This window comes from Intrasporangium sp. Soil_C_50, assembly GCF_057656595.1.
Window position 1 is genome coordinate 28,548 of record NZ_JBDGKB010000013.1, and the last position, 22,922, is coordinate 51,469.

Below are 22,922 nucleotides of genomic sequence, written 5' to 3' on the forward strand. Positions count from 1 at the left end.
GGCCCCCGCCCGGGCCAACTGAAACGGGTGTGACTGCTGTGACGTGAACCGCCAACTGGCACAAGGTGGTACGCGACACGCCCACCTCGCCGTGGGGGCGTGGTGGGCGTGTCGAGGGGGTTTGCGTCAGCGTGGGAGGGCGCTGGTGCGCCACCCGTCGCGGCGGGCCGAGGCGCCGACGAGCCGCCACCGCGGGTCGCTCCACGGCGAGCGGCGTCGGGGCGGCTCGGCCTCCGCGCCACCGAGCGCCGACAGCACGGTGACGAGCGCCGCGAGCTCCTCGGGCGTCGGGTCGCCCGAGACGATGCGCAGCGCGGGCTCGCGCGGGGTGTCGGCGGGTGCGTCGGCGGGTGCGTCGGCGCTCACAGCGGGATGTTCCCGTGCTTCTTCGGCGGCAGCGTCTCGCGCTTGTTGCGCAGGGCCCGCAGCGCCCGGGTGACGTTCATCCGGGTGTTCGACGGGCTGATGACGGTGTCGATGTAGCCGCGCTCGGCCGCGATGTAGGGGTTGGCGAGCGTCTCCTCGTAGTGCGCGACGAGCTCGGCGCGGTGGGCCTCGACGTCGCCGCCCTCGGCCGCAGTGGCGGCGAGCTCCTTGCGGTAGAGGATGTTGACGGCGCCCTGGGCGCCCATGACGGCGATCTGCCCGGTGGGCCAGGCGAGGTTGATGTCGGCCCCGAGGTGCTTGGAGCCCATGACGTCGTACGCGCCGCCGTAGGCCTTGCGGGTGATGACGGTGATCTTCGGGACGGTGGCCTCGGCGTAGGCGTAGATGAGCTTGGCGCCGCGGCGGATGATGCCGTCCCACTCCTGGCTCGTGCCGGGCAGGAAGCCGGGTACGTCGACGAAGGTCAGCACCGGAACGTTGAAGCAGTCGCAGGTGCGCACGAACCGGGCGGCCTTCTCCGACGCGTCGATGTCGAGGCAGCCGGCGAACTGCAGCGGCTGGTTGGCCACGATGCCGACCGACATGCCGTCGATGCGGGCGAAGCCGGTGACGATGTTCGGCGCGAAGAGCGGCTGCACCTCGAGGAAGTCGCCGTCGTCGACGACGTGCTCGATGACGTGCTTCATGTCGTAGGGGACGTTGGGGGAGTCGGGGATGCACGTGTCGAGCCAGCGGTCCTCGTCGGTGACGGCGAGGTCGGCCTCGCCCTCGCCGAACGAGGGCGGGGTCTCCATGTTGTTGCTCGGCAGGTAGGACAGCAGCGCCTTGACGTAGTCGATGGCGTCCTGCTCGTCGCTGCCCATGTAGTGCGCGACGCCGGACTTGCTGTTGTGCGTCTTGGCGCCGCCGAGGTCCTCGAAGCCGACGTCCTCGCCGGTGACGGTCTTGATGACGTCCGGGCCGGTGATGAACATGTGGGAGGTCTGGTCGACCATGACGGTGAAGTCGGTGATGGCGGGGGAGTACACCGCGCCGCCCGCGCACGGGCCCATGACGAGACTGATCTGCGGGACGACGCCGGAGGCCCGGACGTTGCGGTGGAAGATCTCGCCGTAGAGGCCGAGGGAGACCACGCCCTCCTGGATGCGGGCGCCGCCGGAGTCGTTGAGGCCGATGACGGGGCAGCCGATCTTCATCGCGAAGTCCATGACCTTGACGATCTTCTCGCCGAAGACCTCGCCGAGGGAGCCGCCGAAGACGGTGAAGTCCTGGGCGAAGACCGCGACCTGGCGCCCGTCGACGGTGCCGTAGCCGGTGACGACGCCGTCGCCGTAGGGCCGGTTCTTCTCCTGGCCGAAGTTGTTGCTGCGGTGCCGGGCGTACTTGTCCATCTCGATGAACGTGCCCTCGTCGAGGAGCATCGCGATGCGCTCGCGGGCCGTCTTCTTGCCGCGGGCGTGCTGCTTCTCGACGGCGCGGTCGGACCCGGCGTGGGCGACCTCGGCGACGCGACGCCTGAGGTCGGCCAGCTTGCCGGCCGTCGTCGTCATGTCTGGGCCCGATGCGGTGTCCGGAGGGGTGTCCGAGGCCGGCTCTGCCAGGGCGTGATCCGTTGCCATGGCCGCACTCTAGCCTTGGATACGTGCGCAACTCGCTGGAGCCGGAGATCGTCGGTGCGGCCTTGGTCACGTCCGGGCAGCCGTGGCGCGGGGTCGAGTTCCATCCCGCGATCGGCTCGACCAACAGCCGCCTGCGCGAGCTGCTGACCGGGGCCGCCGAGGGCATCGGACCGGACGCGTCGCGGCTCGCCTCGGCCGACGGGGCGCTGTGGTGGGTCGTGCTCACCGACCACCAGACGGGCGGGCGCGGACGCCTCGGGCGCGCGTGGGAGGTGCCGGACCGGGCCTCGGTCGCGGTCTCGGCCGCCGTGCCGGTCGGGGACCCGACGGACCGGACCGACGCAGCGGACGCGTCGGGGCTCGGCTGGCTGCCGCTGCTCGCCGGCCTGGCGCTCGCGCGGGCGATCACCGTGACGACCGAGCGGGCGGGGCACGCACTCTCGCCCCGGCTCAAGTGGCCCAACGACGTCCTGCTGCCCGAGGACGGCGACCGCAAGGTCAGCGGCATCCTCTGCGAACTCGTCGACGTGCCGGGCCCGACACCGCGGCGGGCCGTCGTCGTCGGCACCGGTGTCAACGTCGACCAGGACCGCGACGAGCTGCCCGTCGACACCGCCACGTCGGTGGCGCTCACCGGTGTGCGGGTGCGTCGCGAGGACCTCGTCGTCGCCTACCTCCACGAGCTCGCGGCCCTCGTCGTCCCCGGCGTCGGGGCCGGCCTCGGCGCGGACGGTGCCCGCGACGCGTACCGCATGGCCTGCTCGACGCTGGGTCAGGTGGTCCGCGTCCACCTGCCGGTCGGGGAGCCCGTCGAGGGCACCGCGGTGGCCGTCGACGACACCGGTGCCCTCGTCGTCGACACCCCGTCGGGGCGGCGCACCTTCGCCGCCGGCGACGTCGTCCACGTGCGACGACGCTGAGCGCAAGGGTGCTGGCATGATCGGCCCCATGACGGAGCCGGGCCCGGGCGGCGGGGACGCCGACGAGCGGGCCACCCGCGACTACACCGAGCAGCTGCTCGGCCGGCCGCTCGAGCTGCGCCGCCGCGACGTCAGCCGCGGCGCCGAGGTGTCGCTGCTGTCCGCGCGCCGGTTCTGGCACGCGCTCGGCTTCCCGGTCGTCGACACCGACGACGAGCTGTTCACCGAGGCCGACCAGCGGGCCCTGACGGCCGTGGCCGGCATCGTCCGCGACGGTCTGCTCGACGAGACCACGGCGCTCGCGATGACCCGCGCGTTCGCGCGCTCGACGGACCGCCTCGCCGGCTGGCAGTCCCAGCTGATCGCGGAGGCCGTCGAGTCCGAGTGGTCGGCCGCGCACGCCCACGACGAGCACGACGCGGGGGAGTCGCGCGCCGTGCCGGGCATCGAGACCGCCGAGGAGACCGCCCGCCGCCTCGCCGCCCTCACCGACCGGCTCGAGCCGCTGCTCGTCTACGCGTGGCGGCGGCACCTGTCGGCGACGGTGTCGCGCATGCTGGCCGACGCCGACCCCGAGTCCTACGGGCTGACGAAGATGCGCTCGGTCGGGTTCGCCGACCTCGTCAACTTCACGGCCCTCGTGCGCCGGATGTCCGAGCGCGACCTGGCCCGGCTCGTCTCGCGCTTCGAGGCGCTGTCGGCCGACGTCATCACTGCCCATGGCGGCCGCCTCATCAAGACCGTCGGCGACGAGGTGCTCTTCACGACCGTCGGTGTCGCGCCGGCCGCCGCGATCGCCCTCGACCTCGTCGAGACGATGACCGAGGACGACGTGCTGCCGGATGTGCGCTGCGGCATGGCCCGCGGCCCGATCATCTCCCGCCTCGGCGACGTCTTCGGCACCACCGTCAACCGAGCCTCACGCCTGACGGCCGTCGCCCAGGCCGGCACCGTCCTCGTCGACGCGACGCTGGCCCGTGAGCTCGCGGCGATGTCGGGCTTCGAGCTGACCGGGCAGCGCCGGCGCATCCTGCGTGGCGTCGGACCGGTGACGCCGTCGCTGCTGCGACGCGCGCCGGCCACCGGTCGCCGCACGTCCTGACCACCGACTCGCACGCCTCGTCCGACCCACCCGCGCCCACCTCGCACCGTCGCCAGGAGACCCGCAGTGACAAGCCAGCCCGCCCAGCCCCACCAGACCGGCCAGACCGACGCCACCGCGCCCCTCGTGCGGGTCGAGCGGTTCGACGACCCCTCGCTCTCCCACGTCGCCGAGATCGTCCTGGACCGGCCCGCGGCGATGAACGCCGTCTCGACCGACATGGCCCGGGCGCTCGCCGCCGCCACCGACGCCGTGGCGGCCGACGCGTCGGTGCGCTGCGTCGTGCTCACCTCGAGCCACCCCAAGGCCTTCTGCGTCGGCGCCGACCTCAAGGAGCGCAACGCCTTCACCGACGCCGACCTCATGGAGCAGCGCCCGGTGGCGCGGGCCGCGTACGGCGGCGTCCTCGGGCTTGCGGTGCCGGCCATCGCCGCCGTCGACGGCTTCGCGCTGGGCGGCGGGTTCGAGCTGGCGCTGTCCTGCGACATGGTCGTCGCCGGTGACGCGGCGACGGTCGGGCTGCCCGAGGTGGGCGTCGGTGTCATCCCCGGCGGTGGTGGCACCCAGCTGCTCGTGCGCCGCGTCGGGTGGTCCCGGGCCGCCCGGGCGATCTTCACCGCGGCCCGGCTCGGTGCGGCGGAGGCGCTCGAGCTGGGCGCCGTCGACGAGGTGGTCCCGGCAGGGACGGCCCGCGACCGCGCCCTCGAGCTCGCGGCCGTCATTGCGGCCAACTCGCCCGTCGGGCTGCGCAACGCCAAGCGGGCCATGCGCCTCGGCGCCGACGTCGACCTCGCGGCCGGTCTCGAGATCGAGGACGCGTGCTGGCGGGCCACCGCCTTCTCCGGCGACCGCCGCGAGGGCGTGGCCGCCTTCGCCGAGAAGCGGCGCCCGGAGTGGCCCGGGCGCTGACCCGGACGCTGACCCGGACGCGGGCCGGGAAGGTGCCCGCTGGTCCCGCCGCGGAGCGTCGACGGGTGTGTGCGAGTGCGAATCGTCCGGTTGTCGATAGGCTGCCCACGGCCGCCCCGGACCACCCCCGGACCGCCAGGACGATCCGGACGACTCCGGACAGTCCCGGCGCGGCCGCGAGCGATGTGAGGACGGTGACATGACGAGAGTGCTCCTGGCGGAGGACGACCCGGCCATCTCGGAGCCGCTGGCGCGTGCGCTGCGGCGCGAGGGGTACGACGTCGACGTGCGCGAGGACGGCTCGGCCGCCCTCGACGGCGCCAAGGAGAACCCCGATCTCGTCCTGCTCGACCTCGGCCTGCCGAAGATCGACGGCCTCGAGGTGTGCCGGCGGATCCGCGCCGAGGGCCGCACCATCCCGGTCCTCATCCTCACGGCCCGCGCCGACGAGGTCGACACCGTGGTGGGCCTCGACGCCGGGGCCGACGACTACGTGACCAAGCCGTTCCGCCTCGCAGAGCTGCTCGCCCGGGTGCGGGCCCTGCTGCGGCGCACGCCCACCGAGGTCGTGGCCTCCGGCGAGCTCGTCCGCATCGACTCCGACGGCCGGCGTGCCTGGTTCAAGGGCCAGGAGCTGCAGCTGACCGCCAAGGAGTTCGACCTGCTGCGGGTCCTCGTCCGCGAGCAGGGCAAGGTCGTCTCCCGCGAGCAGCTGATGCGCGAGATCTGGGACACCGCATGGTTCGGGTCGACGAAGACCCTCGACATGCACATCTCGGTCCTGCGCCGGAAGCTCGGCGACGACGCCACCTCCCCGCAGTACATCGCCACGGTCCGTGGCGTCGGCTTCCGTTTCGAACGTCCCCCGGCGGAGTGAGATGAGGCGCCTGCTCGACCGGATGACGTTCGTCGTCGTGGGGGTCACGGCCGGGCTGTGCCTCGTGCTCGCCACCGGCGTGGTCTGGTGGTTCGTGACCCAGCAACCCGACCAGGTCGCCACGTGGCTCGACCCCGACCCCCTCGTGGCCGTCGGCTGGTTCGCCGCCGCGATGGTCGCCGCCGCCGTCGTCTCGGCGGGCGTCGGCTTCGTCGCGACGCGGGCCTGGCGCCAGCGCCTCGAGGACGCCTCCCAGGCGCTGCTGCACCTCGCCTCGCGCTTCGCCAATGGCGAGGCGCGCCTCACCCCGGTCCACTCGGGCATCTCCGAGATCGACGAGGTGTCCGGAGTCATGACGCGTCGCGCCCACGACATGACCAAGTCGCTCGCCGCCGAGCGTGACTTCGCTGCCGACGCCAGCCACCAGCTGCGCACGCCCCTCACTGCCCTGCTCATGCGTCTTGAGGAGATCTCCGAGACCGACGACGCCGAGGTGGTCAAGGAGGAGGCGAACATCGCCATCGCCCAGGTCGAGCGGCTGACGCGCGTCGTCGACGACCTCCTCGGGCGGGCCCGTGGGTCGGGTGGCCCGTCGCCGGCGGTGTCGCTCGACTCGGTCATCGCGGCGCTGCAGCGCGAGTGGCAGCCGGCCTTCGAACAGGCGCGACGCTCGGTGCGGGTCCGCGGCGAGCGGGGCCTCTTCGTCCGGTCGACGCCGGTCGCGCTCTCGCAGATCCTCTCGACGCTGCTCGAGAACTCCCTCGTGCACGGTCGGGGCACCGTCGACATCCATGCGCGGCGGTCCGGCCCGTCGGTCATCGTCGAGGTCAGCGACCAGGGCGACGGCGTGCCCGCCGCGATGGCGCCGCACATCTTCGAGCGGTCCGTCAGCAGCGGCGCCGGGGGCAGCACCGGACTGGGGCTCGCCCTCGCCCGCGACCTCGCCGAGTCCAACGGCGGGCGTCTCGACCTCGTGCAGGCCCAGCCGGCGCGGTTCGCCCTGTTCCTGTCCGAGGCCGAGACCGACTGAGCCCGCTGGGAGGACGGGGGCCGGCCCCCGGACTCGCCGAACGTCACGGCGCGCTCGGAAAGCCGGGGTAGGGTGCGCCCGTGAGGCGCCTGCACCACTTCCTGTTCGTGCGCCACCGCCACAACTGGGTGCTGCTCTTCCGGTTCGGGGCCGTGGGCCTGTCCGGCGTGCTCGTCAACATGCTGACGCTCATCGTCGTCAAGAAGCTCGGCCCCGACGAGCACGAGGCGATCTTCGCGCTGGGCGGCACCGAGTACCACGTGCGCTGGTACCACGTGTACTCGACGATCGCCTTCCTCGTCGCGAACCTCTGGAACTTCCAGCTCAACCGGTCCTGGACCTTCCGCACGAGCCGGCACGCGCGGTGGATGCGCGAGTACCTGCCGTTCCTCGCCGTCGGGCTGCTCGCCCAGGTGGTCGGGCTCGTGCTGCTGACGCTGCTCATGCACCCGAACTCGGCGCTGCACCTGCCGGAGACGGTGTTCGACAACTCCACGGGTTTCCGCACCCGCCTCTACTGGGCCCAGCTGATCGTCATCGCGGTGACGACACCGGTGTCGTTCGTGCTCAACAAGATGTGGACCTTCGCCGCCGTGCGCACCCACCACCCCGACCTCGCCGACCCGAGCCATGCCGAGGCCGTCCTCGCCGAGCCGGGCGACCGGCCGGGGGAGCCCGCCGGCGTCGCGCGGGCCGCCTCGGCCGGACCGGACGCTCGCGCCTGAGCGGGCGCGACTACGCTTGGGCGCCGTGAGCCAGCCCAAGCGCGCCCCCGGAGGATTTCCCGTCGTCGGCGTCGTCGGCGGAGGCCAGCTGGCCCGGATGATGCAGGGCCCCGCCGTCGAGCTCGGCATCCAGCTGTCGGTCCTCGCCGAGAGCGACACCGCCGCCGCCGCGCTCGTCGTGCCGAGCGCCCCCGTCGGCGAGCACACCGACGTCGAGGCGATCCGCGCCTTCGCCGCGTCGTGCGACGTCGTGACCTTCGACCACGAGCACGTGCCCCAGGAGGTCCTTGCCGAGCTCGAGGCCGAGGGCGTCGTGCTGCACCCGACCCCCGCTGCCCTGCGCTACGCCCAGGACAAGCTGGCGATGCGCGAGCGGCTCGAGGCCCTCGGCGTCGCGTGCCCGCGCTGGCGCGCCGCCCGGACGGCAGAGGACGTAGCGGCCTTCGCTGCCGAGGTCGGCTGGCCGATCATCGCCAAGACGCCGCGCGGGGGCTACGACGGCAAGGGCGTCACCGTGGCCCGGTCGGTTGACGACGTCGCCGAGTGGCTGGCCCACGTCGGCCGGCCCGGCCCGCTGGAGGACGGACTGCTCCTCGAGGAGAAGGTCGACTTCACCCGCGAGATCGCCGTCCTCGTGGCCCGCAGCCCTTCCGGCCAGGCCGCGGCCTGGCCCGTCGTCGAGACGGTCCAGACCGACGGCATCTGCACCGAGGTGCTCGCGCCGGCACCTCACCTGTCGGCCGACCTCGCCTCGAGCGCCACCGAGGCCGCGCTGCGGATCGCCGGCGAGCTCGGCATCACCGGTGTGCTCGCCGTCGAGATGTTCGAGGTCGAGCGCGACGGTGCCCCGCAGTACCTCGTCAACGAGCTCGCGATGCGCCCGCACAACAGCGGTCACTGGTCGATGGACGGCGCCGTGACCGGCCAGTTCGAGCAGCACCTGCGCGCCGTTCTCGACCTGCCGCTCGGCGACCCGCGCCCGCGCGCCCCGTGGACGGTCATGGCCAACGTCCTGGGCGGCGACCGCCCGGAGCACGAGGAGCTCTACTCCGCCTACCGCCACATCATGGCCCGCGACCCCGGCGTCAAGGTCCACCTCTACGGCAAGGGCGTGCGCCCCGGCCGCAAGATCGGCCACGTCAACGTCAGCGCGGCCGACCTCGCCGACGCGCGCGAGCGGGCCGCGCACGCCGCCGACTACCTGCGCGGCACCGTCACCGAGTGAGAGCGAGGACACCGTGAGCGAGCAGCAGACCACCGCCGCCAGCGACGCCGTCGTCGGCATCGTCATGGGCAGCGACAGCGACTGGCCCGTCATGCGAGAGGCCGCGCGAGCCCTGCAGGAGTTCGGCATCCCGTTCGAGGCCGACGTCGTGTCGGCGCACCGGATGCCCGACGAGATGATCGCCTACGGCCACGACGCCGCAGGTCGCGGCCTGCGCGTCGTCATCGCCGGTGCGGGCGGCGCGGCACACCTGCCGGGGATGCTCGCGTCGGTGACGCCGCTGCCGGTGGTCGGGGTGCCGGTGCCGCTGAAGTACCTCGACGGGATGGACTCGCTGCTGTCGATCGTGCAGATGCCGGCCGGGGTGCCGGTCGCCACCGTGTCGGTGGGCGGCGCCCGCAACGCGGGCCTGCTCGCGGCCCGGATCGTCGCCTCGGGCACGGACGAGCTGGCCGCCGACGTGCGCGAGCGGATGCTTGCCTTCCAGGAGGACCTTCGCGACCAGGCGCACGCCAAGGGCGCCAAGCTGCGCGACGAGGTCGCCCGCGGCCTCGACTGACCGCAAGCCTCCGTCACTGCTGCACCAGATGCAGCACAGACGTAACGCTCAGGCAGCACGGCGTGCGTCACTGCTGCACGGGACGCAGCACTGACGCAGGGCTCAGCCGGTGACCGCGTCGGCTCCGTCGCCGGGGTGGACCCGCGGGAACTCGATCTTCGGGCAGGTGTCCATGACGACGGAGAGCCCGGCCGCCTCCGCTCGGGTCGCGGCGTCCTCGTCGACGACGCCGAGCTGCAGCCAGAGCGCCTCGATGCCGAGCCGCTCACGCTGCTCGATCGCCTCGTCGACGACGGCTCCCACGTGCTCGCTGTTGACGAAGAAGTCGACGACCTTGACGACCGTGCCGTCGGGGATGTCGGCGAGCGACGCGTAGCCGGTGGCGCCGTGGACCCTGGCGGCCGACGGGTGCACGGGCACCAGGCGCATGCCGAGCTCACGCTGGAGCCACAGCGAGACGCGGTAGGCGGTGCGGTCCGGGTTGTCGCCGAGCCCGACGACGGCCCACGTCGCCGGCGTGTGGAGCAGGTCGCGGATGACGTCGTTGCGGTGGGGGGCCATGCATCCCATCCTCACACGCGTGGGAGCACCCGACGCGTCCGGGCGCGGCCGGGCACGTCAGGGGAGCGTCCAGCCTCCCGTGGTTGGATGGCCCGATGCGATTTGGAATGTTCGTCCCCCAGGGTTGGCGCATGGATCTCGTCGGCATCGAGCCGGCACAGCAGTGGGAAGCCATGGTCAACCTCGCCAAGCACGCCGACGACGGCGACGTCTTCGAGTCCATCTGGGTCTACGACCACTTCCACACGGTGCCGCAGCCCTCGGGCGAGGCCACGCACGAGGCGTGGACGCTCATGGCGGCCTTCGCCGCCGCGACCGACCGCGTGCGCCTCGGCCAGATGTGCACGTGCATGGCCTATCGCAACCCCGCCTACCTCGCGAAGGTCGCCGCGACCGTCGACGTCATCTCCGGGGGCCGCACCGAGATGGGCATCGGGGCCGGCTGGTACGAGCACGAGTGGCGTGCCTACGGCTACGGCTTCCCGAAGGCCGGCGAACGGCTCGGTGCACTGCGCGAGGGCGTGCAGATCTTCCGCGACATGTGGACCAAGGGCGAGGCCACGCTCGACGGGTCCTACTACCAGGTCGACGGCGCGCTCTGCGCCCCGCGGCCGCTCCAGGGCACGAGCCACCCGGGCAGCCCCGACAACGGCATCCCGATGTGGATCGCCGGCGGCGGCGAGAAGGTGACCCTGAAGATCGCGGCGCAGTACGCCGACTACACGAACTTCGACGGTACCGCCGAGGGCTTCGACCACAAGAGCGAGATCCTCGAGGGCCACTGCGCCGCCCTCGGCCGCGACTTCGGCTCGATCGTCCGCTCGGCCAACTACAACGTCGTCATCGGCGAGACCGAGTCCGACGTCGAGGACCGGCTCAAGTTCAACGGCGAGCTGCTCCGCCGCGGCGGCGTGCCCGACAAGAAGGTCGAGGAGCACGTCGAGAGCCTGCGCCGCCAGCCGGCCGTCGGCACACCCGAGCAGGTCGTCGAGATGCTCAAGGACATGGAGTCCCGGGGCATGACCTACGCCATCACCTACTTCGGCGAGGCCGCCTACGACCGGTCCGGCATCGAGCTGTTCGAGGAGAAGGTCGCCCCCGAGCTCAAGGGCTGAGGACGTACGACCCACCCGGCTGGGCGGCCTACCAGGCCGTCCAGCCGCCGTCGACGGCCACGACCTGGCCCGTGACGTACGCCGACGCGTCGGAGGCCAGCCACGCGACGACGCCGCGGAAGTCGTCCTCGGTGCCCATCCGCGCGAGCGGTGTCAGCGCCTCGTAGCGCTCGACGAACGCGTCGTCCTGGCCGCGGGCGATGCCGCCGGGTGCGAACGCGTTGACGCGAACCTCTGGCGCGAGGACGGTCGACAGGTAGCGGGTCAGCTGGGCAAGGCCGCCCTTGCTCGCCGCGTACGCCGCCGGGTTGCCCATCCGCGTGCCGGCGTAGAGGCCCATGTTGGGCCCGACGAGGCCGTAGATGCTCGACACGTTGACGACGCTGCCGTGGCCTCCGGCGCGCAGCAGCGGGGCGAGGCGCCGGGTCAGCGAGAACGGTGCCGTGAGGTTGAGCGCGAGGGCCATGGTGAACGCCTCGTCGGTCTGCTCCTCGAACGGCACCGCGTACCCCGGCACCCCCGACGTGCCGGTGAAGGCGGCGTTGTTGACGAGGACGTCGCACGCGCCGAGGTCGGTGACGGCGTCCACGACGTTCGAGAGCCCTTGTGGGTCGAGGAGGTTCGCGGCCAGCGGCACGTGGCCCGCGCCGGGCAGGTCGTCCGCCGCCGCGGCGCAGGCGGATGCGTCGAGGTCGACGACGACGACCCGCGCGCCCGCCGTCGCGAGCGCGTCGCACAGCACCCGGCCGAGCGGGCCGGCGGCGCCCGTGACGACGGCCGTGCGGTCGGTGAGGTCGGTGTTCATCGGGCGTCCTCCGGGGAAGTGGGGTGCGCGTCGAGCCAGGGCAACGTGATGAGGCCCGCGCCGACGAGCGCCTCGATGAGGCGGAACTCGTACTCGTCGTCGATCGAGAACGCCTGCGCCTCGGGGATCTCCAGCCCGGCGTGCGTGCCCTCGTCGAACCACGATGCCTCGAGGCGACGCACGAGGTCGGCCCGCCACAGGTAGAAGTTGCCGTTGATCCGCAGGAACCGCGCGGCGTCCTGGCGACGGGTGATGCCGGTGCCGGCGTCGATGAACCGCGTGAGCGGGCCGTCGGGGCGCGACGCGTCGGCCGGGCGGACGCCGACCCACACCGGGTTGAACGTCGGCTCGGACACGGCGATGACGCCGTCGAGGGCCGGGTCGTCGGTGAGGCGCCGGGCCGCCTCGGCGAGCTGGGCGGGCACACGCGAGGGGCTCGTGGGGTCGAGGAGGAGGACGGCGTCGTAGGAGCGCCCCTCCTCGGCCTCGACCCACTCGAGGGCGTGCCGCACGACCGGTGCCATCGGGGCGTCGTCACCGGCGAGGTGCGCCGGGCGCAGGAACGGCGCCTCGCCGCCGTGTGCGCGCGCGACCTCGGCGATCTCCTCCGAGTCGGTGGTCACGACGCACCGCGTGACCTCGGGGGTCAGGGCCGCGGCCCGGACCGAGTGTGCGATGAGCGGCAGGCCGGCCAACGGACGGATGTTCTTGCCGGGCAGGCCTTTCGACCCGCCGCGGGCCGGGATGACCGCGAGGATCCGCAGCGTGGGGGCGTCGCTCATGACGGCTCCTCTTCAGTGTCGTCGTCGACGGATGCCGAGGCCGGGATGCGCGCGGAGAGGTCGCGGGCCGCGTCACAGAGGGCGAGCGTGGCCAGCGCCTCGTCGAGCGGCGCCGGAGCACCGGCGGCCCGCGCTCGGGCGCGATCGTGCGAGGGGTGCAGGTCCAGTGCCGAGCGGGCCTGGGTCGTCATGACCACATCGCGGTCGAGGTCGGCCGGAAAGGACTCCTCGTCGACGCGACCCGCGGCGTCGGTGAGGCGCAGGATGCCGGTGCCGACCGTCCACTCGAGGGCCCCGTCGGGGCCGCGCAGCACGACACCCCTCGAGGCAGGACGCGTCACGTAGTCGAGTCGCGCGGTGACGGTCCCCGCGCGAGTCGACCACAGCAGCGTGGCCGCCTGCTCTGCGGCGATGTCGAGCGGGCCGGTGAGCTCGAGGCGGGCCCCGACGAGCTGCGGTGGGCCGAACAGGACCGCGGCGTAGTCGAGCTCGTGGACGAGGTCGCGCAGTACCCCGCCCTCATCAGGGCGCGCCGAGTACGACGCGCGGTAGTCGCGGTCCGGGCGCCAGTCCGGCAGCCAGGACTGGCACCACACGTGTGCCGAGACGGGGTCGCCCACGCGCGGCACCAGCTCGAGCAGCCTGCGGAACGCGGCGTGGGCTCGCAGGGGCGCCGCCACCCACACGTCGGCCGCGCGAGGATGGCCGGCCAGGGCCGCGGCGTCCGTGGTGGTGGGGGCCACCGGCTTCTCGAGGAGCACCCGCGCCGCCCCGGCGTCGAGCGCCTGCACGGCGTCCGCCACGTGCCGGCCGGTGTCCGTGGCGATGACGACGAGCCCTGCGCGCGCCACCACCTCGGGGGCGGACGCGTCGTCGACGAGAGCCGCGCCCGATGCGTCGTCGAGGCCACCCCGCTCTCGGGGGCGCACCGGCCAGAGGTGCACGTCGGCGCCGAGACCGCGCAGAACCCGCGCGTGACGCGTGCCGATCGAGCCGGACCCGCGCACGAGAACCGTGCCAGTCACGCCTTCTCCTTCGTCAAGTAGGTTGCCCATCGTGGCAGATACTCCCGCGGCCGAGGCAGCGCCCACCCCGACGGGGCGCACGCTGGCGATGCACTCGCTGGTGTACGTGGCCGGCACCGCGCTGCAGGGGCTCGGGGTGCTGCTGATCATCCCGTTCGCGACGCGACTGCTCGGCGCAGCCGAGTTCGGTCGCGTCGCCACCGGGCTCGTGGCCGTCCAGATGGTCGGAACCCTCGCGTCCGCGGGTCTGCCCCAGGTCATCCTCCGCGAGCAGCACCGGGGGAGCGAGGGGCCTCGGGTCGCACGGGCGCTCGCCGGCTCGATGATCCTGCTCGCGCTCGTCGTGGGGGTCGTCGGGGCACTCGGCGTCGGGGTCGTGGCCGCCACCGGTCACGGCGACCTCGGCCAGATGCTGCCCGTCGTCGTGGCGGCGGTCGCCCTCACGGTCGTCGTCAGCGGCCAGACGCTGATGCGCGCCCGGATGAGACCGCTCGGCTTCTTCGCCCTGGCGGTGGGCTCGACCGTGGTCGCCCAGCTCGGTGGCCTGCTCGCCGCGCGCGAGCAGCCGGACGCCACGACCTACCTCACGGCGTACGCGGGCGTTCTCGTCGTCGTGGCCGTCGTGGCGGTCGTCCTCGGCCGCCCGCTCCCGCCGACCGCCGAGCGAGAGCGGGTCCGGGCGGGGGCTCGGCTCGCCGCGCCGCTGCTGCCGCAGGCCGCGGCGATGCTCGGGCTCCTCATGGGCGACGTCGTGCTGACGAGCGTGCTCCTCGGGGCTTCGGCGGCCGGGGAGTACCAGGTGGTGCTGCAGCTCGCGAACACCGCCTTCGTCCTGTCGACCGCACTGTTCAACGCCTGGGGGCCGCTCGTCCTGTCGCACCCGCTCGATCGACGATGGTCGTTCACCTCGCGCACCGGCACCGTGCTCGTCGGGCTCGTCGCCGCCGCGGCGGCCGGGGTGGCGGTGCTCGGCCCGTGGCTCGTGTCGCTCATGAGCCGGTCGGACTTCGACCGCGCCGCCATGGTGCCCACCCTCGGCTGGCTCACCGCGGTGGCTGCGGCCTACATGCTCTACCAGGGCAGCTCGCTGGCCGTCCTCGACGCCGAGCGAACGGGGCACCTCGCCTGGGTCGCGGTCCTCGCCCTGGGCGTCCTCGTCATCGGCGCCCTGGCGCTCGGCCCGTCGCTCGGCATCGTCGGCATCGCCATCGCCAAGGTGGCCGCCTACCTGGTGCTCGCCGGCACCACGTCCTGGCTCGCCGCACGCCACTCGACGCTGCGCTGGCGGCCGGTCGTGTTCGGCGTCGTCGGCGCGTCGGTGGTCGTCGGGGCGGCGTCGGGGCTGCTCGGCACCGAGGGCGTCGGCGCCTGGCTGCGACTCGGGGCGGCTGCCGCCATCATCGTGGCCGTGCTGGCGGCAGCGCCGGCGGCCCTGCGTTCCGTTCGCCGATAGGCTGACGTCGCTCGTTCGCCCAGACGTCAGGAGTCGTGTTCGTGGTTGTGCCGTTGGTCCACATGGGGTTGGGGTACGACGACCTCCTCGTTCCCGCCCTCGTCCACGCGGGGTTCGAGACGAAGGACCTCATCCTCGTCCTGCGCACCGAGGCCAACATCGCCTGGGCGCGCAGGCACGCGCCGCGAGCCACCACGGTCCGACTGCCCTACGCCGAGGCGCGCAAGGCCAATGTCGTGTCGGGCCTCGCGCCACACGGTGCCCTCAAGCGGGCGGCCGCCGGGGTGGGCCTCGACGTCCTCGACCTGCTCGTGTCCGAGCGGGCCCTCCGACGCAACCGCGTCGACACCGCGATGAACTTCCTCAACCTCGCCGCCGAGGAGCTCGAGTCCGCCATCGAGGGCCGCGGACCGGTGTTCGCGCTGGCCGAGTTCACCGTCGTGTCAGAGCTGCTGACCGCCGGACTCGTCACGCACCACGGCGGGCTGGCCGCGTGGCCCCGCGGCATCCGGCTGCCGTCCGACCGTTTCGGCCTCGTCGGCACGCCCACCGGCATCACGCTGTGGGAGCGCAGCGTCGATGCGCCCGATGCGATCGCCCGCGGTGAGGAGTTCATCTCCACCTGGCGCAGCGAGCAGGGCCGCCCCGTCGGCTTCGCCCGCAACCTCAAGGTCGAGTCGGGCCAGGAGATCTGGCGCCTGGCCACCGACCGCATCCGCGAGTTCAGCCTCGACCGCGGCCAGAACCTCCAGCTGCCCAAGCCCAGCGACTACGCGAAGCTGCCGTGGCTCAACCCCGTCAAGGCCCGGCTCAACCTCCGCGAGTACCAGACGCGCCGCTGGGACCCCGTGCCGGAGAAGTTCGTCTTCATGCCGCTGCACGTGCAGCCGGAGTCGAGCGTCGACGTCATGGGCCAGGAGTGGCGCGACCAGGCCTACACGGCCCGCGTCCTGGCCGACGCCCTCGCCCCGCTCGGGATCGGCGTCGCCGTCAAGGAGCACGCCCACTTCATGTGGCGCCGCGACACCGACTACTGGCCCCAGTTCGACGTCCACCCGAACATCGCGACGATCGACCCCTTCGCCGACTCCCGTGCGCTCATGCGCGAGGCGGTCTTCACCGTCACCGCGACCGGGACGGTGGGTCTCGAGGCAGGCCTGCTCGGCCTGCCGGTCGTCTCCGGCGCGAAGATGCCGTGGACCGCGCTCGGCAACGTCGAGCACCTGCCACGGCCGGACGACCTGCCCGGCTTCGTCGAGAGGCGGGGTTGGGAGGCACTGCACGAGGACCAGCCCCGCATCGACGAGTGGTTCGTGCACGAGTACGTCCGCAACTCGTGGGAGGGGCTCGTGCTCGACCCGCCGCGTGTGCCCGCCGTGCTGGAGCCGGAGAACATCCGAAAGGTCGGCGCGGCCTTCGAGGAGGCGGCGGCATCCATCGGCCACCGCTCGGCGAGAGCCGTCGGATGACCGAGGCTGCCGGACGCTCGTGGGTCGTCTTCGGCGCGGGCGGGCACGCCAGAGCCGTGGTCGACGTCATCGAGCGTCGTGGCGAGCGGGTCGTGGCTGTCGTCGGGGAGGCGCGGGGCGCGTCGTGGACGCACCCGCTCGTGGCTGACGACGCCGAGGGCCTGCGGCTCGCCGTCGACGGCCGCCACGGCGCCGTGCCGGCCATGGGAGCCGGCGCACCACGGCTCAGCATCGTCGGTGCGCTCGTCGAGCGCGGGTGGCGCGGCAGCGCCCTCGTCGCGACCACCGCGACCGTCGCGCCCGACGTCCGCCTCGGACCGGGCACCGTGGTGCTCGAGCATGCCCACGTCGGACCGGCAAGCCGCATCGGCACGGCCGTCATCGTCAATACCGGCGCGGTCGTCGAGCACGACTGCATCGTCGGCGACGGCGTGCACGTCGCGCCCGGCGCCTACCTGCTCGGCGCCGCCGAGGTGGGTGACCACTCCTTCGTCGGGTCGGGTGCCCGCGTCCTGCCCGGCGTGCGCATCGGCGTCGGGGTGACCGTGGGCGCCGGGGCCGTGGTTGTCGCCGACGTGCCCGATCGCGCTACCGTCGTCGGGGTCCCGGCACGGCCCGTCCGTCCACCTGCCTAGTCGGTCGACCTCCGGTCGCCCGGACCGGGCAGCCATTCCCAGTCCGACCACTCGACGGCGCTGCGGCCGCCGTCCCGCACCCCTCATCCGACCCCAGGAGCGCCTCGTGCACACCGTCACCATCGCCGGATCGGCGATCCCCGCGCCCGGCGACACCTACGTGATCGCCGAGGCCGGGGTGAACCACAACGGCGACCTCGAGCTGGCGCACCGGCTCGTCGACGTCGCCGCGCGCTCGGGCGCGGACGCCGTCAAGTTCCAGACGTTCTCACCGGACAAGCTCGTCTCGTCGACCGCCGCCACGACGCCCTACCAGCGAGACCGCGGTGGCAGCGCGGACCAGCGCAGCCTGCTCGAGGCCCTGACCCTGCCCCGGAGCGCCTGGGAGGAGCTGCGCGACCACGCGACGGAGGCGGGCACCACGTTCCTGTCGACGCCCTTCGACATCGACAGCGCCGAGATGCTCGTCGGTCTCGGTCTGCCGGCCCTCAAGGTCAGCTCCGGCGAGCTGACGAACCTGCCCTACCTTCGGGCGCTGTCGGGCCTCGGTGTGACCCTGCTCGTCTCGACCGGGATGGGGACCGAGGCCGAGGTGGCGGCCGCGGTCGAGGCGTGTGCCGACGCTCCGGGACTCGTTCTGTTCCACTGCGTGTCGGCCTACCCGGCGCCCATCGAGGAGTGCAACCTGCGGGTCATCCCGCGCCTCGCCGAGCTGCACGACGTGCCCGTCGGGTGGAGCGACCACACGCCCGGGCTCACGACCGCGCTGGGCGCCGTCGCGCTCGGTGCTCCCGTGCTCGAGAAGCACTTCACGACCGACCGCGCCCTGCCCGGTCCCGACCACATGGCCAGCCTGGAGCCGGACGAGCTGGCCGAGTACGTGACGCAGACGAAGCTGCTCGCCCGGGGCCTCGGCGACGGCACCAAGGTGCGGCAGCCGTCCGAGGAGGAGAACGCGGTGCTCGTGCGCCGCTCCTGGCACGCTGGCTCGGACCTCACGGCGGGCTCGGCCCTCGAGGGAGGCGACCTGGCCCTGCTCCGGCCGGAGGGCGGGATCAGCCCGGCGGAGGACATCCGCGGGCGGGTCCTCGCGCGCGACGTCGCTGCCGGCGCCCCCATCACCGCAGCCGACCTCGAGGCGCCGTGACCGCGCATCCACCGCCGGTGCGCGTCGCGGTGTTCGTCGGCACGCGCGCCGACCTCGGCCCCCTCTCGCCGGTGCTCGAGGCCCTCGCGCAGGCCCCGGACCTCGACCTGCAGGTGCTGACGGGCGTCATGTACGCGGTCGCAGACCTGGCAGCCGCACTGCCGTCCGTGCTGTCACCACAGGAGTGGCTCAGCCGGGTGACACCACTCGCCGAGCCCATGGCACGCGTCTCCGTGGACGCCCAGCTCGAGCAGGGTGCCGTCCTGGCCGGAGCGGCCGGTCGCGTCCTCGCCGACTCCGGGGCCGACGTGCTCGTCGTGCTCGGCGACCGGTGGGAGCTGCTCTACGTGGTGCCGCCCGCGTTCCTGCTCGGCATCCCGATCGTGCACCTGCACGGCGGCGAGGTCACCGAGGGCGCCGTCGACGAGCGCGTCCGGCACGCCGTCTCCAAGCTCGCCGACCAGCACTGCGCGGCTTCCGCCGACGCGGCCTCTCGGCTCCTGCAGATGGGGGAGCCGCCCGAGCGCGTCCACGTCACGGGGGCCCCGGGCCTCGACCGCCTCGCTACGGCGACCCCGCTCGACGACGCCGCGCTGGGCGCCCTCCTCGGCCTGCCCGAGGTCCGACGCCCCCTGGCGCTCTTCACCTATCACCCGCCGACGGCGGATCGCGACGTCCCGGTGGCCCGCTGGACCCGCGAAGCCGCAGAGGCCACCCTGGCCCGATGCGGAACGGTCGTCGCGACCCACCCGGGGATGGACCACGGCCGTGACGAGGTCCTCGCCGAGCTGGCCCGGATCGCCGCCGCCGAGCCCGGACGCTTCGCGCTCGTCGAGGCCCTGGGCCGGCACTACCCGTCGGTGCTCGCGTCCGTCGACGTCGTCGTGGGCAACTCGTCGTCGGGGGTGATCGAGGCCGCGACCGTCCACACGCCCGCGGTCGACATCGGTGACCGCCAGCAGGGACGCCTCCGCGGTGACAACGTGCTCCGCTGTGAGGAGGGGGCCTCGGCAGTGGCCACGGCTCTCGACACCGTGCTCACGCCGGAGTGGCGCGAGCGCACTGCCGCAGCCGCCAATCCGTACGGGGTGGGTGACGCGAGCGCTCGGATCGTCGATATCGTTCGGGGAGCGCCCGCCGGCGGGCGGCGCAAGCCGTTTGTCGACCTCGCCGACCGGCCCGTCCCGGCGGACACCACGCCGACGCACCTGACGCCGACCGACCCGAGGGGAGAGCCGTGAGCTCGCGCGACCTGCGTGCGACCAGCGCGCCGACCACCGCGACCATCCGTGACGCCCTGATCGTCATCGACCGCAGTGCCACCTCGGTCTGCCTGCTCGTCGAGGAGGACGGACGCCTGGCCGGGCTGCTCACCGACGGCGACCTGCGCAGGGCCTTCCTGCGGGGCACGTCCCTCGACGACCCTGCCCTCGAGCACGCCACGGCCGAGCCCAAGACCGTCGACGCCGGCACCACCCGGGCGCTGGTGCTCGACCTCATGCGGGCGCTGCGCATCTCCGTCGTGCCGGAGGTGGACGCGTCGGGGGTCGTCGTCGGACTGCACACGTTGTCCGACGTCGTCGGCGCCGCACCGCTGCCCAACGTCGCCGTCGTCATGGCGGGGGGCAAGGGCACCCGCCTCGGCGAGCTGACGAAGAACACTCCGAAGCCGCTGATGACCGTGGCGGGGCGCTCGATCATCGAGTGGATCATCCTCAACCTCGTCGGTGACGGCATCCGCGACATCTACGTCAGCGTCAACCACCTCGCCGACCAGATCGAGGAGCACCTGGGCGACGGCAGCCGGCTCGGGTGCACGGTGTCCTACCTGCGCGAGGAGCCCGACAACCCCCTCGGGACCGCAGGCAGCCTGACGCTCCTGCGGGCGGCCCGCCCCGACCTCGCCGACCCGGTCATCGTCATGAACGGCGACCTCATGGTGCAGTTCGAGGCCGGCTCCCTGCTCGAGACGCACCGACGCCACGGTGCCGCCGTCACGATGGCCACCCGGACCTACCAGCACGAGGTCCCGTTCGGCGTCGTCGAGAGCGAGGCCGGCCGGGTGACCGGCGTCGTCGAGAAGCCGACCCTCACCTTCGACATCAACGCGGCCGTGTACGCCGTCGAGCCCTCGGCGCTCGAGCTGCTCCCCGAGGGGCGCCCGAGCACCATGCCCGGGCTCGTCGAGATGTGCTTGCAGCGCGGTTCGACCGTCGCTGCGTGGCCGATCTCCACCGACTGGATCGACGTGGGCACCCCCACGGACCTTGCCCGCGCGAAAGGACAGGCGTGACCAACGCACAGCACCCCGACCCGACGACCCTCGAGGCCGTCCCGCTCACCGGCTCCGTCGCCGGCAAGACCGTCCTCGTGACCGGATCCGACGGCTTCATCGGCAGCAACGTCGTGGAGCGCCTCGTCGCCGACGGGGCGAAGGTCCGCGCCTTCTGCCTGTACAACTCCAACGGGTCGACCGGCTGGCTCGAGGAGTCCGACGCGTTCAAGCGGGCGGTCCGTGAGGGGCAGGCCGAGGTCGTGCTCGGGGACATCCGCGACCCCGAGCACGTCATGGCCAGCGCCGAGGGCGTCGACGTCGTGCTGCACCTCGCCGCGCTCATCGCGATCCCCTTCTCCTACGTGGCGCCCCGTTCGTACGTCGAGACCAACGTCATCGGCACGCTCAACGTGCTCGAGGCGGTCCGTCGCCAGGGCGTGCCGCGGATGGTCAACACCTCGACCTCCGAGGTGTACGGCACGCCCGAGTCGGTGCCGATCACCGAGGAGCACCCGCTGCGCGGCCAGTCGCCGTACTCGGCCACGAAGATCTCGGCCGACAAGATGTGCGAGTCCTACGCCCTGTCGTTCGGCACGCCGGTCATGACGCTGCGCCCGTTCAACACCTTCGGCCCGCGGCAGTCGACGCGCGCGGTCATCCCGACCGTCCTGTCGCAGCTGCTCGCCGGCGCGTCCGAGCTGCGTCTGGGTGACCTGACCCCCAAGCGCGACTTCACGTTCGTCAGCGACACCGCCGACGGCTTCGTCCGAGCGGCCCTGGCCGACGTCGAGCCTGGCACGACGGTCCAGCTCGGTACCGGGCGCACCGTGTCGGTCGGCGAGGTCGTCGAGCTGTGCAAGAAGGTCACCGACAACAACGCCGAGATCGTCACCGAGAGCGACCGGATCCGTCCCGAGAACTCCGAGGTGCAGATTCTGCTGTCCGACCCCTCGCGCGCCAACGCGGTGCTCGGCTGGGCCCCGACGGTGTCGCTCGAGGACGGCCTCGCGGCCACCGCCGAGTGGCTGCGCCCCCGCGTCGACCTCGAGACGGCCGCGCGGTACCACCGGTGAGCGGCACCGGCGAGGCCCACGCCCCCGGCGCCCGCGGCCCCGAGGGCACCATCCCGCTGGCCGTCCCCAACATCGGCGAGCTCGAGCGTCGGTACGTCCTCGAGGCCGTCGAGTCCGGCTTCGTCTCGTCCGTCGGACCGTTCGTCTCGGAGTTCGAGCGCCGGTTCGCCGAGCGCGTCGGCGCCAAGCACGCCGTCGCGTGCTCGACGGGCACGGCGGCCATCCACATCGGCCTGGTGCTGCTCGGCGTCGAGCGCGACGACGAGGTGTTCTGCTCGGACTTCACGTTCGTCGGGTCGGTCAACCCGATCGCCTACCTCGGCGCCCGCCCGGTGCTCGTCGACTCCGAGACCCGCACGTGGAACCTCGACCCCGAGCTGCTCGCCGGCGAGCTCGACCGGCGTGCGGCCGAGGGCCGACCACTGCCGAAGGTCGTCGAGATCGTCCACGTCCTCGGCCAGCCCGCCGACATCGAGCCGCTCGTCGATGCCTGCGAGCGCCACGGCGTCGCGATCCTCGAGGACGCCGCCGAGTCGCTCGGCGCCTCGTGGTCGGGCGGCCGGTACGCCGGCCGGCACACCGGCACCGTCGGACGCGTCGGCTGCTTCTCCTTCAACGGCAACAAGATCGCGACCACCGGCGGCGGCGGGATGCTCGTCACCGACGACGACGAGCTCGCCGCGCGGGCCCGTCACCTGACGACCCAGGCCAAGGTGCCCGACGTCGGCTACCTGCACGACGAGGTGGGCTACAACTACCGGCTCACCAACCTCGCGGCGGGCCTGGGCCTGGCCCAGCTCGAGCGTCTCGACGACTTCGTGGCGGCCAAGCACCGCATCGCCGCTCGCTACGACGCGGCGTTCGCCGACCTGCCGCTCGTGCTGCCGCCGCGCGTCGAGGGGATGGACGCGACGTACTGGCTCTACTCCGCGCTGATGCCCGAGGGCGACGGCCGCGGTCGCGACGAGCTCCTCGAGCACCTGCACGGGCTGGGGGTCGGGGCCCGGGCGCTGTGGCGACCGCTGCACGCCCAGCCACCGTTCGCGTCGGCGCCGGTGCTCGGCGGGGGCGTCGGCGACGGGCTCTTCGCCCGCGGCGTCTCCCTGCCGTGCGCCACCGAGCTCACCGACGCCGACCAGGAGCGCGTGATCGAGGCGGTCCGCTCCTTCTTCTGACGCGTCTGACACTTCTGACGGCCACCTTCGCCGGCCGGGTCGGCCCACGGGTCG

23 protein-coding genes are annotated in these 22,922 nt (G+C 73.2%); 17 read left to right on the top strand and 6 right to left on the bottom strand.

The genetic code is table 11. The features are described from left to right. Positions 1–126 precede the first annotated feature (126 nt). Together AC3A5R_RS19195 and AC3A5R_RS19200 are read right to left on the bottom strand one after the other, a co-directional pair. A complete protein-coding gene (locus tag AC3A5R_RS19195; RefSeq protein ID WP_487622371.1) occupies positions 127–366 on the bottom strand; it encodes an acyl-CoA carboxylase subunit epsilon in 240 nt (79 codons plus the stop codon). Beyond that, positions 363–2,006 (bottom strand): acyl-CoA carboxylase subunit beta, encoded by a 1,644-nt coding sequence (locus tag AC3A5R_RS19200; protein WP_487622372.1) that lies wholly within the window; start codon positions 2,004–2,006, stop codon positions 363–365. The genes AC3A5R_RS19195 and AC3A5R_RS19200 overlap by 4 nt, the downstream gene beginning before the upstream one ends. A 23-nt stretch (positions 2,007–2,029) precedes the next feature. On the opposite strand from AC3A5R_RS19200, the gene AC3A5R_RS19205 reads away from it, so the two are divergent. The 8 genes from AC3A5R_RS19205 (at position 2,030) to purE (ending at position 9,353) form a co-directional block, all read left to right on the top strand. Then, positions 2,030–2,926, top strand: coding sequence for a biotin--[acetyl-CoA-carboxylase] ligase (locus AC3A5R_RS19205; RefSeq protein WP_487622373.1), 897 nt, complete (start codon positions 2,030–2,032; stop codon positions 2,924–2,926). 16 nt (positions 2,927–2,942) lie between these two features. After that, on the top strand, positions 2,943–4,028 hold the full coding sequence (locus AC3A5R_RS19210; protein WP_487622374.1) for an adenylate/guanylate cyclase domain-containing protein: 1,086 nt from the start codon (positions 2,943–2,945) through the stop codon (positions 4,026–4,028). A 66-nt stretch (positions 4,029–4,094) separates the two neighbouring features. After that, a complete protein-coding gene (locus tag AC3A5R_RS19215; RefSeq protein ID WP_487622375.1) occupies positions 4,095–4,937 on the top strand; it encodes an enoyl-CoA hydratase-related protein in 843 nt (280 codons plus the stop codon). 199 nt (positions 4,938–5,136) lie between these two features. Further along, on the top strand, positions 5,137–5,814 hold the full coding sequence (locus AC3A5R_RS19220; RefSeq protein WP_487622376.1) for a response regulator transcription factor: 678 nt from the start codon (positions 5,137–5,139) through the stop codon (positions 5,812–5,814). Position 5,815: 1 nt separating this feature from the next. Further along, complete coding sequence (locus AC3A5R_RS19225) at positions 5,816–6,844, top strand: sensor histidine kinase (protein WP_487622377.1); 1,029 nt, start codon at positions 5,816–5,818, stop codon at positions 6,842–6,844. A gap of 80 nt (positions 6,845–6,924) precedes the next feature. Continuing rightward, the gene (locus AC3A5R_RS19230) at positions 6,925–7,569 is read left to right on the top strand and encodes a GtrA family protein (RefSeq protein ID WP_487622378.1); all 645 of its coding nucleotides are present in this window, start codon (positions 6,925–6,927) and stop codon (positions 7,567–7,569) included. A 25-nt stretch (positions 7,570–7,594) separates the two neighbouring features. Then, positions 7,595–8,794, top strand: coding sequence for a 5-(carboxyamino)imidazole ribonucleotide synthase (locus AC3A5R_RS19235; RefSeq protein ID WP_487622379.1), 1,200 nt, complete (start codon positions 7,595–7,597; stop codon positions 8,792–8,794). 64 nt (positions 8,795–8,858) lie between these two features. Beyond that, a complete protein-coding gene (gene purE / locus AC3A5R_RS19240; protein ID WP_487622457.1) occupies positions 8,859–9,353 on the top strand; it encodes a 5-(carboxyamino)imidazole ribonucleotide mutase in 495 nt (164 codons plus the stop codon). Between the two features lie 102 nt (positions 9,354–9,455). Here the strand turns inward: purE and AC3A5R_RS19245 are convergent, their stop codons facing one another. Then, positions 9,456–9,914, bottom strand: coding sequence for a CoA-binding protein (locus AC3A5R_RS19245; protein WP_487622380.1), 459 nt, complete (start codon positions 9,912–9,914; stop codon positions 9,456–9,458). A gap of 95 nt (positions 9,915–10,009) precedes the next feature. Between AC3A5R_RS19245 and AC3A5R_RS19250 the strand changes: the two genes are divergently transcribed. Beyond that, complete coding sequence (locus AC3A5R_RS19250) at positions 10,010–11,029, top strand: LLM class F420-dependent oxidoreductase (protein WP_487622381.1); 1,020 nt, start codon at positions 10,010–10,012, stop codon at positions 11,027–11,029. 28 nt (positions 11,030–11,057) lie between these two features. On the opposite strand, the gene AC3A5R_RS19255 is transcribed toward AC3A5R_RS19250, so the two are convergent. From AC3A5R_RS19255 to AC3A5R_RS19265, 3 genes are read right to left on the bottom strand one after another with little or no spacing between them, the layout of a single operon-like run. Further along, on the bottom strand, positions 11,058–11,834 hold the full coding sequence (locus AC3A5R_RS19255; RefSeq protein ID WP_487622382.1) for an SDR family oxidoreductase: 777 nt from the start codon (positions 11,832–11,834) through the stop codon (positions 11,058–11,060). Next, positions 11,831–12,616, bottom strand: coding sequence for an acylneuraminate cytidylyltransferase family protein (locus AC3A5R_RS19260; RefSeq protein ID WP_487622383.1), 786 nt, complete (start codon positions 12,614–12,616; stop codon positions 11,831–11,833). Before AC3A5R_RS19260 ends, AC3A5R_RS19255 begins: the two co-directional genes overlap by 4 nt. Further along, positions 12,613–13,641: a Gfo/Idh/MocA family protein gene (locus tag AC3A5R_RS19265; RefSeq protein ID WP_487622384.1), complete on the bottom strand. Its 1,029-nt coding sequence runs from the start codon at positions 13,639–13,641 to the stop codon at positions 12,613–12,615. Before AC3A5R_RS19265 ends, AC3A5R_RS19260 begins: the two co-directional genes overlap by 4 nt. A gap of 31 nt (positions 13,642–13,672) precedes the next feature. Here AC3A5R_RS19265 and AC3A5R_RS19270 point away from each other — a divergent pair, with 31 nt between their 5' ends. The 8 genes from AC3A5R_RS19270 (at position 13,673) to AC3A5R_RS19305 (ending at position 22,868) form a co-directional block, all read left to right on the top strand. Further along, a complete protein-coding gene (locus tag AC3A5R_RS19270) occupies positions 13,673–15,094 on the top strand; it encodes a lipopolysaccharide biosynthesis protein (RefSeq protein WP_487622385.1) in 1,422 nt (473 codons plus the stop codon). A gap of 41 nt (positions 15,095–15,135) precedes the next feature. Beyond that, positions 15,136–16,563, top strand: a complete 1,428-nt coding sequence (locus AC3A5R_RS19275) for a hypothetical protein (RefSeq protein WP_487622386.1) — start codon at positions 15,136–15,138, stop codon at positions 16,561–16,563. Then, positions 16,560–17,198, top strand: a complete 639-nt coding sequence (locus tag AC3A5R_RS19280) for a NeuD/PglB/VioB family sugar acetyltransferase (RefSeq protein WP_487622387.1) — start codon at positions 16,560–16,562, stop codon at positions 17,196–17,198. The genes AC3A5R_RS19275 and AC3A5R_RS19280 overlap by 4 nt, the downstream gene beginning before the upstream one ends. A 106-nt stretch (positions 17,199–17,304) precedes the next feature. Continuing rightward, entirely contained in the window at positions 17,305–18,345 is a 1,041-nt protein-coding gene (locus AC3A5R_RS19285) for an N-acetylneuraminate synthase family protein (RefSeq protein WP_487622388.1), read from the top strand. After that, complete coding sequence (neuC, locus tag AC3A5R_RS19290; protein WP_487622389.1) at positions 18,342–19,586, top strand: UDP-N-acetylglucosamine 2-epimerase; 1,245 nt, start codon at positions 18,342–18,344, stop codon at positions 19,584–19,586. Before AC3A5R_RS19285 ends, neuC begins: the two co-directional genes overlap by 4 nt. Beyond that, positions 19,583–20,638 (top strand): nucleotidyltransferase family protein, encoded by a 1,056-nt coding sequence (locus AC3A5R_RS19295; RefSeq protein ID WP_487622390.1) that lies wholly within the window; start codon positions 19,583–19,585, stop codon positions 20,636–20,638. The genes neuC and AC3A5R_RS19295 overlap by 4 nt, the downstream gene beginning before the upstream one ends. Continuing rightward, positions 20,635–21,693, top strand: coding sequence for an SDR family NAD(P)-dependent oxidoreductase (locus AC3A5R_RS19300; RefSeq protein ID WP_487622391.1), 1,059 nt, complete (start codon positions 20,635–20,637; stop codon positions 21,691–21,693). The genes AC3A5R_RS19295 and AC3A5R_RS19300 overlap by 4 nt, the downstream gene beginning before the upstream one ends. Further along, positions 21,690–22,868 (top strand): DegT/DnrJ/EryC1/StrS family aminotransferase, encoded by a 1,179-nt coding sequence (locus AC3A5R_RS19305; protein WP_487622392.1) that lies wholly within the window; start codon positions 21,690–21,692, stop codon positions 22,866–22,868. The genes AC3A5R_RS19300 and AC3A5R_RS19305 overlap by 4 nt, the downstream gene beginning before the upstream one ends. Positions 22,869–22,922: the final 54 nt, after the last annotated feature.

Coding starts and splice junctions, on each gene's coding strand:
- AC3A5R_RS19245 (WP_487622380.1), bottom strand. CDS start 9,914: ATGGCCCCCCACCGCAACGACGTCATCCGCGACCTGCTCCACACGCCG.
- purE (WP_487622457.1), top strand. CDS start 8,859: ATGGGCAGCGACAGCGACTGGCCCGTCATGCGAGAGGCCGCGCGAGCC.
- AC3A5R_RS19255 (WP_487622382.1), bottom strand. CDS start 11,834: ATGAACACCGACCTCACCGACCGCACGGCCGTCGTCACGGGCGCCGCC.
- AC3A5R_RS19260 (WP_487622383.1), bottom strand. CDS start 12,616: ATGAGCGACGCCCCCACGCTGCGGATCCTCGCGGTCATCCCGGCCCGC.
- AC3A5R_RS19280 (WP_487622387.1), top strand. CDS start 16,560: ATGACCGAGGCTGCCGGACGCTCGTGGGTCGTCTTCGGCGCGGGCGGG.
- AC3A5R_RS19210 (WP_487622374.1), top strand. CDS start 2,943: ATGATCGGCCCCATGACGGAGCCGGGCCCGGGCGGCGGGGACGCCGAC.
- AC3A5R_RS19200 (WP_487622372.1), bottom strand. CDS start 2,006: ATGGCAACGGATCACGCCCTGGCAGAGCCGGCCTCGGACACCCCTCCG.
- AC3A5R_RS19250 (WP_487622381.1), top strand. CDS start 10,010: ATGCGATTTGGAATGTTCGTCCCCCAGGGTTGGCGCATGGATCTCGTC.
- AC3A5R_RS19225 (WP_487622377.1), top strand. CDS start 5,816: ATGAGGCGCCTGCTCGACCGGATGACGTTCGTCGTCGTGGGGGTCACG.
- AC3A5R_RS19220 (WP_487622376.1), top strand. CDS start 5,137: ATGACGAGAGTGCTCCTGGCGGAGGACGACCCGGCCATCTCGGAGCCG.